The sequence below is a fragment of the Flavobacterium sp. genome (assembly GCF_046073885.1).
In the GTDB taxonomy this organism is placed as follows: domain Bacteria; phylum Bacteroidota; class Bacteroidia; order Flavobacteriales; family Flavobacteriaceae; genus Flavobacterium.
The window spans coordinates 1-10,021 of record NZ_JBJTND010000041.1 but is presented as its reverse complement, the minus strand read 5'-3'; the positions used below and the strand labels follow the sequence as shown (position 1 = coordinate 10,021).

At 36.0% G+C, this 10,021-nt stretch carries 6 protein-coding genes and 1 pseudogene; 3 read left to right on the top strand and 4 right to left on the bottom strand.

The window, feature by feature from the left end; genetic code table 11:
- The first annotated feature begins 257 nt into the window (after nucleotides 1-257).
- The gene (locus tag ACKOWY_RS05400) at nucleotides 258-1,088 is read left to right on the top strand and encodes a flagellar motor protein MotB (RefSeq protein ID WP_408940420.1); all 831 of its coding nucleotides are present in this window, start codon (nucleotides 258-260) and stop codon (nucleotides 1,086-1,088) included.
- A gap of 49 nt (nucleotides 1,089-1,137) precedes the next feature.
- On the opposite strand, the gene ACKOWY_RS05395 is transcribed toward ACKOWY_RS05400, so the two are convergent.
- Together ACKOWY_RS05395 and ACKOWY_RS05390 are read right to left on the bottom strand one after the other, a co-directional pair.
- Entirely contained in the window at nucleotides 1,138-1,758 is a 621-nt protein-coding gene (locus ACKOWY_RS05395; protein WP_408940419.1) for an L-threonylcarbamoyladenylate synthase, read from the bottom strand.
- A gap of 40 nt (nucleotides 1,759-1,798) precedes the next feature.
- Complete coding sequence (locus tag ACKOWY_RS05390) at nucleotides 1,799-4,132, bottom strand: ATP-dependent helicase (protein WP_408940418.1); 2,334 nt, start codon at nucleotides 4,130-4,132, stop codon at nucleotides 1,799-1,801.
- A 105-nt stretch (nucleotides 4,133-4,237) separates the two neighbouring features.
- On the opposite strand from ACKOWY_RS05390, the gene ACKOWY_RS05385 reads away from it, so the two are divergent.
- On the top strand, nucleotides 4,238-4,759 hold the full coding sequence (locus ACKOWY_RS05385) for a hypothetical protein (protein ID WP_408940417.1): 522 nt from the start codon (nucleotides 4,238-4,240) through the stop codon (nucleotides 4,757-4,759).
- Between the two features lie 2 nt (nucleotides 4,760-4,761).
- On the opposite strand, the gene ACKOWY_RS05380 is transcribed toward ACKOWY_RS05385, so the two are convergent.
- Nucleotides 4,762-6,870, bottom strand: coding sequence for a M1 family metallopeptidase (locus ACKOWY_RS05380; protein WP_408940416.1), 2,109 nt, complete (start codon nucleotides 6,868-6,870; stop codon nucleotides 4,762-4,764).
- A gap of 25 nt (nucleotides 6,871-6,895) precedes the next feature.
- Nucleotides 6,896-9,004 (bottom strand): ATP-dependent DNA helicase RecG, encoded by a 2,109-nt coding sequence (gene recG / locus ACKOWY_RS05375; protein WP_408940415.1) that lies wholly within the window; start codon nucleotides 9,002-9,004, stop codon nucleotides 6,896-6,898.
- 637 nt (nucleotides 9,005-9,641) lie between these two features.
- On the opposite strand from recG, the pseudogene ACKOWY_RS05370 reads away from it, so the two are divergent.
- Nucleotides 9,642-10,021: pseudogene (locus ACKOWY_RS05370) on the top strand (hypothetical protein); the annotation flags it as partial.

The window sequence follows — 10,021 nt, the reverse complement described above, 5'->3', positions numbered from 1 at the left end:
TTTATTTTGAAAGGAAAATTCGCCCATTGCTTTGCCATTCTTAAAGCCCATTTTTATTTTTATCATTTAATTAACTACACCCTTAAAAAAAGAGGAACGATTCAAAAATCGGACTATTTTCAATCAAAGAGCATCGTTTTTAGCTATTATTTGAATCAGAAAAAACAATTCTAACAGGAAGTTAACAATTCTTTAGGTTATTTTTTAAATATTAACCACAAGAATTTGTAATTTTGAAGTCATAAAAAAATATCACTATGAGAAAAGCACTTTATTTAATTTTAATTGGAGGATTAACTTTAACTTCTTGCGGGACTAAAAAGAAAATAGCCGAATTAGAAAAACAAAACAAAGAGTGTCAAGATTTATTGAACTCAGCGACTGTAAAACTTAATTTGTGTCTTACTGAAAAAGAATCTTTAAGTCAGCAAAATGAATACTTAAAGAAAAACAACACCGAGTTAATTAATAATGTAGGCAACATGACTACACTTACTAAACAAGGTGCTCAAAACATAGAAAAAGCTTTAGAAACGATCAAAGAGAAAGATTTGAAAATTTCTAGAATGCAAGATGCTTTAACTAAAAAAGATAGCGTTACCCTTGCTTTAGTAACGAGTTTAAAAAGTTCGGTTGGACTTTCAGATCCAGATATTAATGTAAATGTAGATAAAGGAGTGGTATTCATTTCTATCGCTGATAAATTATTATTCAAAAGCGGAAGCTATGTGGTAAGTGATAAAGCCAAAGAAGTATTAGCTAAAGTGGCAAAAGTAATTAATGACAAACCAACTTTTGAGTGCATGGTTGAAGGACATACCGATAATGTTCCGTTTACTGGGAATTCTGTTTTAACAGACAACTGGGATTTAAGCGTGAAGCGTTCTACTGCTATTGTGCGAGTATTGACAAAAGATTTAGGTGTTAAACCATCTCAGTTAATTGCTGCAGGTCGTGGAGAATACATTCCGTTAGTAGAAAATAAAACTGCTGAAAACCGTGCAACAAACAGAAGAACTCGAATTGTTATTTTACCTAAAATTGATGAGTTCTACGAAATGATCGAAAAAGAAATGAAAAAACAATAACATTGTAATTCAAATAAAAAAAACCTTGAGAAATCAAGGTTTTTTTATGCTATAAAATATCTAAATCGCCTTTTCCTTCTCGGATCACTTCTGGTTCATTGCCAGATAAATCAATTATGGTTGACGGCACATTATCGCCATAACCACCATCGATTACCAATTCGATTTGGTTTTCCCATTTTTCAAAAATCAATTCGGGATCCGTAGAATATTCCAAAACCTCATCTTCATCATGAATGGAAGTGGATATAATTGGATTTCCTAATTCTTTAACAATCGCACGAATAATGTTATTGTCGGGAACCCGAATTCCAACGGTTTTCTTGTTTTTAAAAACTTTAGGAAGGTTATTATTCCCCGGAAGAATAAAAGTATACGGCCCCGGCAAAGCTCTTTTAAGTAATTTAAATGTAGCGGTGTCTATTTGTTTCACATAATCGGAAATATGACTCAAATCGGAACAAATAAACGAGAGATTGGCTTTTTCTAATTTGATTCCTTTTATTTTAGCCACTTTCTCTAAAGCCCTAGCATTCGTAATATCACAACCCAATCCATAAACGGTATCGGTAGGATAAATTATTAACCCACCATTTTTCAATACCTCAACCACTTTTTTAATCGCAGCTTCACTCGGATTGTCTTCGTATATTTTTAAGAATTGAGTCATAACTTGAAAGTTTAAGGTTGGAAGTTAGAAGCGTGAAGCATTATCCAATAATATCCAATTTAGCAAATCGTAATAATAACTTCTTGATACCTCCCACCTCAAATCGGATTTCTGCTTTTTTGTCGGCGCCCACTCCTTCTAGGTTGATGATTTCCCCTTTTCCAAAGCGTTCGTGCATTACGATGTTTCCAACCACCAGTTTATTATCAAACAAATTCGAATTGGAACTTGCGCTTTCTTTTCCAATTGGTTTTAATTTCCGAATTGCAGAAGCAGGCGTTGGCTCATCGCCATATTTTTTGGGTGGTGTTCCGGCAACCGGTTTTGCCAAGCGCAATTTGGATTTATCAATATCACCAAAAATATCAATGTCCATCATTGGCTTGTAGCGATACCCTCCCGCATCCGCTGGATTTATATATTCTAAATACTCGTCTTTAATTTCTTCAATGAATCGAGATGGCTCGCTATCGGTAAGTTTTCCCCAGCGGTAACGCGACTGCGCATAGGTTAAATACGCTTGATGTTCGGCCCGAGTTAGTGCCACATAAAACAATCTTCGCTCTTCTTCCAACTCGCTTCGGGTGTTTAAACTCATGGCACTTGGAAACAAATCTTCCTCCATTCCCACGATAAAAACATACGGAAACTCCAGTCCTTTTGCTAAGTGAATGGTCATTAATGCCACACGATCATCATCTCCAGTATCGTTATCAAGATCGGTTGCTAAGGCTACATCTTCCAAAAATTCTGATAATGCACCACGGGCACCATCTATTTCTTTTTGACCTTCAATAAAATCTTTAATCCCCCCCATTAAAACTTCTATGTTTTCAATTCGGGCAATACCTTCGGGGGTTCCGTCTTTTTTTAACTCCTGAATAAATCCGGTTTTCTTGGTCACATGATCGGTTAAAAACAGGGCATCTTGCGTTTCATTAATCACTTGAAAACTCTTAATCATGGTCACAAAATCCTGCAACTTGGCTTTGGTTCCCGAGTTTAATTTCAAATCGATTTTATCAATATGTTCCATGACTTCAAAAATGGAACGCTTGTAATGATTGGCAGCAACGGTTAGTTTTTCTACGGTAGTATCTCCAATTCCTCGAGCCGGATAATTAATCACTCGTACGAGTGCTTCTTCATCCTTTGGATTTATAACCAAACGCAAATAACAAAGAATGTCTTTTACTTCTTTTCTTTGGTAAAAAGACAACCCACCATAAATTCGATACGGAATATCGCGCTTGCGCAAAGCGTCTTCCATGGCACGAGATTGTGCATTGGTTCGGTACAAAATGGCAAATTGTCCATTATGTAATTGGTTGCGCATTTTTTGTTCAAAGATTTCTCCTGCCACAAAACGGCCTTCTTCCCCATCGGTTACACTTCGGTGGACTTTTATTTTGGGACCATTATCATTGGCCGTCCAAACTACTTTGTCCAGCTTGACTTTGTTTTTATCAATAATCGAATTGGCTGCTTCCACAATATTCTTGGTAGAACGGTAGTTTTGCTCCAATCGATACATTTTTACATTATCGTAGTCTTTTTGGAAATTCAAAATATTATTAATGTTCGCACCACGAAAAGCATAAATACTTTGCGCGTCATCTCCCACAACGCATATGTTTTGAAAACGATCAGACAAGGCTCTTACAATCAAATACTGCGAATGGTTGGTATCTTGGTACTCATCCACCATAATGTATCGAAAACGATCTTGATATTTAGCCAAAACATCAGGAAATCGATTCAGCAATTCATTGGTTTTTAATAATAAATCATCAAAATCCATTGCCCCCGATTTAAAACAACGGTCTACATAATTGGCATAAATTTCTCCCAATCGCGGCTTTTTCGACATCGCATCTTGCTCCTGCAACTCCGGATTGTTCATGTACGCTTTTACCGTTATTAAGGAATTTTTATAAGAAGAAATCCGACCTAAAACCTGTTTGGGTTTGTATACATCTTTATCCAATTGCATTTCTTTGATAATTCCAGAAATACAACGCACCGAATCTTGGGTATCATAAATAGTAAAATTGGAAGGAAAGCCTAATTTATCGGCTTCACTTCGCAGAATTCGTGCAAAAACCGAGTGGAATGTTCCCATCCATAAGTTCTTGGCATCGTTGGTCCCCACAATATCTGCAATACGCTTTTTCATTTCGCGTGCCGCTTTGTTGGTAAAAGTTAATGCCAAAATATTAAACGCATCCACACCCAAACTCATCAAATAAGCAATACGCATGGTAAGTACCCGCGTTTTCCCTGATCCCGCACCCGCAATAATAATCATAGGACCGTCTTTTTGCAAAACCGGTTCTTGCTGTGCCTCATTAAGCTGATTAATATATTTTTGCATTCTTACTTTTTTGAATCTTCAAATTTAAGCTTACTCAACCTGAATTACAATTTATTTTTAAGGTTAATTCTTTATATTTGTCAACAATTAATATACAAATTAAAAATGAATACTGATAAAATTATTGAATTGGCTTTTTATACACTTCCTGCTTTAATAACTGGAGCTGTAGCTTATTATTTCTTTCAAATGCACACTCAAAATGAAGACAATAAAAGACGATTTGCGCTTCAAAGAGAAAACCAAAAGCAAGCTTTACCAATAAAACTTCAGGCCTACGAGCGTTTGGCTCTTTTATTAGAACGCATCAATGCAACAAAATTATTATTACGCGTGGCACCTCTTGGAGATGACAAATTGGATTACCAAAATTTATTAATCAAAAATATCGAACAAGAGTTTGATCATAATTTGACACAACAGATTTATGTTTCAGATGAATGTTGGACGATGGTTCTTACTGCAAAAAACACGATCATTCAAAACATTAGAAAAGTTGCTTTAGACAGTGCAATTACCAACTCACAGCAATTGAGAGAAACAATCATTACAAATGCAATTGAAGGCGAATCAGTAAATAATCTAGCATTGGGTTATTTAAAAACCGAAGTAAAAGAGTTTTTATAAAATTACTTTTCGTCTAACAATCGTTGCAACTGGATTTTTTCTACATCCGATAAATCAGGTAAATAGGAAGTAAACAAATCGCGGTACCCTTCTTTCTTCAATACGTTTCGAATGGTGTCTCGTGCAAATTTTACCAATTGCCACTTGGGATGAACCATGGCGTTTACCAAATTTTTCAGCATCTTATTGTTTTTGGGTTCCAAATACAAGGCGCTTTCAAAAGCATTTTGCCGCACCGAACTTTCAAACTTTGGCGAAGTGTACTCCAATAATTCAAAAAGATATTGAGAATATTGCGAGGAATTGGCATTGGAATAATTGAAATCCAAGTAATACGAAAGAAATACTATTCGCAATCCTTTATCGTTTTTACCTATCCAATTTTTGGCTTGTTCCAAATACTTGGCTCTATTTTCAGGGAAATTTTTATACAAATTCACAAAAGCCACTTCCTTGGTATCATAGGAATTGTCTTGCAGCAACGATTCATATTCGGTCAAAAAGGAAGCCGGAATTGTTTTTAAAGTTTCCGCTACCGATTGCCTAACTTCCACCTCATTTGTTTGCATTGCTACACGAATTAAAGCCTCTTTTTCATTAAAAGGAACGGCTTCAATTTGATTGATAATTTCTTTTTTCAATCCATAAAAGGCATTCGATTTCATCACCTCCATAAAAAAGGACTCCTTTTCTGCAAAGGGTTTGTTTTTTTGTGCTTGAATTTCAAATAGCAAACGGATACTTTGATTTTTCTTCAATAAGGCAAGCGCCTGATCATTTGGAAAACGATAGTCTTCCAGCCACTCTTTTTGAAATTTCACTATATCAAAATCGGAAACCGCAGCAATTTCATTCAAAAAATCAGCTGTTTCTACATTTTTATATTGGTACTTTTTCAAATAATTTTTTACAGCTTTTTGAAAAGCCTTTTCCCCAATTGCCTCCCGAATCACATGCAAAGCCCAAGCTCCTTTTTGATAAAAAGAATAGGAACTTGCTTTCTCATTTAACACCGGAATCGTATCTGTCTTAGCTGCTTTTCGAAGTTGCAAGGCATTTCTATACAAGGCATAATTAAAGTAATCCTCACCAAAAATTTCGCGTTCGGCAAGCAAAGCATAATAAGTTGCAAACCCTTCTTGCAGCCAATGGTGTTTCCCTGTTTTGGCTGTTACCAAATCGCCAAACCATTGGTGCGCCAATTCGTGTGCATTGACATTAATGTAATTTCGATCGTTAAAACCAATTGAATCCACGACAAAATCTTGAGCAAACAAAGTGGATGTAGTGTTTTCCATTCCGGCATAAAGGAAATCTTCCACCGGAATTTGGCGGTAAATTTTCCAAGGATACTTGACTCCAATTTCTTTTTCGAGGTAATCAAAAATAACTTTAGAACCTTTGTAGGTATAGGGATATTTATCGGCGTCAATTGGTTTATAATAGTTGTCGATGGCAATTCCCGATTTGGAAATTTCTGTTTGGTGTTCGAATTTTCCGATGGCCAACATCACCAAATAGGACGACATTGGTTTTTTCATTTTATAGCTGTACAACCAATATTTCATTCCCTTAGACCAGCTAATGGAATTGGTTTTACGAATTAATTCTCCATTTGAAATAGCGGTAAAATGCGACAATGAATTCATTTCTTCTTCAATTTGAACCGAAATTTGAAAAATCACTTTCTCATTTACATCATCAAAACTCGGCAACCAATGACTGGTATATTTCCCCTGCCCTTGCGTCCAGATTTGTTGCCCTTCTCCAATTCCTACAAAATAGAGCGTTTGTTTGGGCATGGCTTTATAAGAAAAGGAAACTTCATTAGTCCCTTTTTTATAACCTTCAAATAAGACTAATTCCTTCTTGTTGTTTTTATAATTAACCGGTTTTCCATTAAGAGTCACATTCGAAAAATACATGTTTTTCGCATCAATGCGAATGGAATCGATTTCTGAAAGCACTTTGAATTTATAGGTCACCGTTCCGTCAATTGATTTAGTATCAAAATGAGGCGCTACAGAAGCATTGCATTTTATAAAATCAACTTTTGAAACCTGTTGCGCCAGAGTAAAAAAAGGAAGTAAAAAGAAGATCAGTTTATTCATTTGTACTAAAATTGAAGAATAGCAATTAACTAATGTAATTCCAAATGTTTTTCTTGGCGCTCATTTCCATGAAAATGGCCTTCATTTTTTGGTGCTCGGGTTTGGCCATAGCCGCATCGTCTTTTAACAACTTGATTGCATGCTCTCTGGCCAACAGCAGTATTTCTTTATCTTTAACCAAATCGGCAATTTGCAAATTCAACACCCCGCTTTGTTGTTTGCCCATGATGTCCCCCGGGCCACGAAGTTTTAAATCAACCTCCGCAATTTCAAATCCGTCGTTGGTTTTACACATCGTTTCTATTCGGGTTTTACTGTCGTTACCCAATTTGAATCCCGTCATTAAAATGCAATAACTTTGTTCGGCGCCACGACCTACTCTTCCGCGCAACTGGTGCAATTGCGACAACCCAAATCGCTCCGTGCTTTCAATCACCATCACACTAGCATTGGGCACATTCACACCCACTTCAATCACGGTGGTAGCCACCATAATATTGGTTTTACCGGCTACAAAGCGTTGCATTTCGGCTTCTTTTTCGGCGGGTTTCATTTGGCCGTGAACTATCGAAATACTGTAGTGCGGCAACGGAAAATCACGAGAAATACTCTCGTAACCGTCCATTAAATCTTTATAATCTTGGGTGGCGCTTTCGTTAATTAATGGATAAACAATATACACCTGACGGCCTTTCGCGATTTCATCTTTAAGGAATTTCCAAACTTTCAATCGATTGGAATCGTACCGATGCACCGTTTGAATGGCTTTTCTTCCCGGCGGCAATTCGTCGATGACCGAAATATCCAAATCGCCATACAAACTCATGGCCAAGGTTCTCGGAATTGGCGTTGCGGTCATGACTAAAACATGCGGCGGAATATGATTTTTATGCCATAATTTGGAGCGTTGCTCCACGCCAAATCGATGTTGCTCATCAATAACGGCCAATCCCAAATTATGAAATTGCACCTTGTCTTCCAGCAACGCGTGGGTTCCTATAAGAATGTCTAAGGTTCCGTTTTCAAGTGCTTCGTGAATCATTTTTCGTTCGGAAGTTTTAGTGGAACCGGTGAGTAATTTGATGCTGATATTTAAATCTTTGGCAAGTTCGGTTAAACCTAGGTAATGCTGATTGGCTAGAATTTCGGTTGGTGCCATTAGGCAACTCTGAAACCCATTATCTTTTGCCAAAAGCATGCACATCAAGGCCACAATGGTTTTACCCGATCCTACATCGCCCTGCAACAACCGATTCATTTGGGCATTGCTCCCCATATCATTTCGTATTTCTTTGATCACGCGTTTTTGCGCATTGGTCAATTCAAATGGCAAATGATTGGAATAAAAATCGGTGAAATTGGCGCCGACTTTATCAAACAAATGGCCTTTTATTTTATGTTTACGGATAAGATTTTTGGTAATTAATTGCAACTGAATGAAAAACAATTCTTCAAATTTCAATCGGAATTGGGCTTTCGCCAAAAGGTCTTGACTTTTAGGAAAATGAATGTTAAACATGGCCTCATTTTTGGAAATGAGTTGCAACTGCTCCAGCAGATAATTGGGCAAAGTTTCAATAAACTGCCCGTTCACCTCCAGAAACAATTGCTGCATGGCCTTGTTGATTACTTTATTGGTAATGCCACGCTGGGTGAGTTTCTCGGTGCTGGGATAAACAGGTTGCATGGCACTTCGCAAACTGGCTTTGTGCTCTTCAAGCAGCTCCATTTCGGGATGCGCCATAGAATATTGCCCACCATAATTGGAGGTTTTTCCAAAAATCACATACACTTCATTCAGTTTTAAACTTTCCCGAATCCATTTGATGCCTTGAAACCAAGTGAGTTCTATTTGACCAGTTTCATCCATAAAGGAAGCCACTAAACGCTTTTGGTTTTTACCAAATTCTACCGTTTTAATATGGATGATTTTACCAATTATTTGAACCTCGGCAGTGGTATTTTGAAGTTCATTTATTTTATAATACCGTGTGCGATCTATGTACCGGTAGGGAAACAAATTCATCAAATCTCCATACTTATGGATATTGAGTTCCTTGCGCAGTAATTCACCACGCGAAGGACCAATACCTTTAAGGTATTCAATTGGAGTAAGAAGAAGTGCGTTTGACATTAAGTAAAACTAAGTAATTATCTCAAAGCGAAGATAAGTTTTATTACACTAATTTCATAAAAATAGGAGTTACTTTCTAAGATGCTTACCAATTAAAATTACAACTTAATTTTACACTGCGAACACCAAAGCAAAAAAAAATAGCCATATAATGAATTAATAATAAATACTATATTTGATTTAAATAATGTAGATGTTATCCAAACTTATAAACTAACTAAAATTAATTAGCTTTGTTTATTTTAACAACCAAATACAAACTAACAAAAATACAAGAACTAAAACCTTAAACATAATATTACGACATCCGTAAATGAATAGAAGTTATTATCAGAATACGATAGACATTTTTTTAAAAGAAGACATAAATTCAATTTTCGGTCAGCTTGCAAAAAAACACCAACACGACCTTGAAGACCAGCAAAAAAATGCTTGGCTCAAACAAATTGACTTTTTAAAATCATGGCTCCAAGACATAAAAGGAAATATATACTTTGAATTTTCCATTCCACGAATGGGCAAACGAGTTGACAATATATAAATTATAAATAATTTCATTTTTGTAATTGAATTTAAAATTGGAGAAAAACATTTTGCAAAAGACGCGCAATATCAAACAATTGATTATTGTCTCGATTTGTTAAACTTTCATGAAGGCAGCCATGAAAAAACAGTTATTCCCATTTTAGTTGCCACAAATGCACCTAATGAACCTAACAATATCAAAGAAGCAATACTTTTAAACAATTGTATCCTTTGCAATGCTAACAATTTTGAAAGCACTCTAAAAAATATATTAATAAGTCAAACAGCAAAAGAAAATATAAAAGTATCAGAATGGGAAATCAGCAAATACAAACCAACCCCGACAATTATTGAAGCAGCGCAAGCTTTGTATAAAGGTCATAATGTTCAAGAAATATCTCGAAGTGATTCGGGTGCAATAAATCTATCCCGGACAGCAAAAACAGCCACTTCCTTCTTGCAAGGAAAAGAAATAGCACAAGAATTTGGTTT

Bases quoted from the DNA above. Each gene is read 5' to 3' on its own strand.
- ACKOWY_RS05400 (WP_408940420.1), top strand. From the start codon at position 258: ATGAGAAAAGCACTTTATTTAATTTTAATTGGAGGATTAACTTTAACT.
- ACKOWY_RS05395 (WP_408940419.1), bottom strand. From the start codon at position 1,758: ATGACTCAATTCTTAAAAATATACGAAGACAATCCGAGTGAAGCTGCG.
- ACKOWY_RS05390 (WP_408940418.1), bottom strand. From the start codon at position 4,132: ATGCAAAAATATATTAATCAGCTTAATGAGGCACAGCAAGAACCGGTT.
- ACKOWY_RS05385 (WP_408940417.1), top strand. From the start codon at position 4,238: ATGAATACTGATAAAATTATTGAATTGGCTTTTTATACACTTCCTGCT.
- ACKOWY_RS05380 (WP_408940416.1), bottom strand. From the start codon at position 6,870: ATGAATAAACTGATCTTCTTTTTACTTCCTTTTTTTACTCTGGCGCAA.
- recG (WP_408940415.1), bottom strand. From the start codon at position 9,004: ATGTCAAACGCACTTCTTCTTACTCCAATTGAATACCTTAAAGGTATT.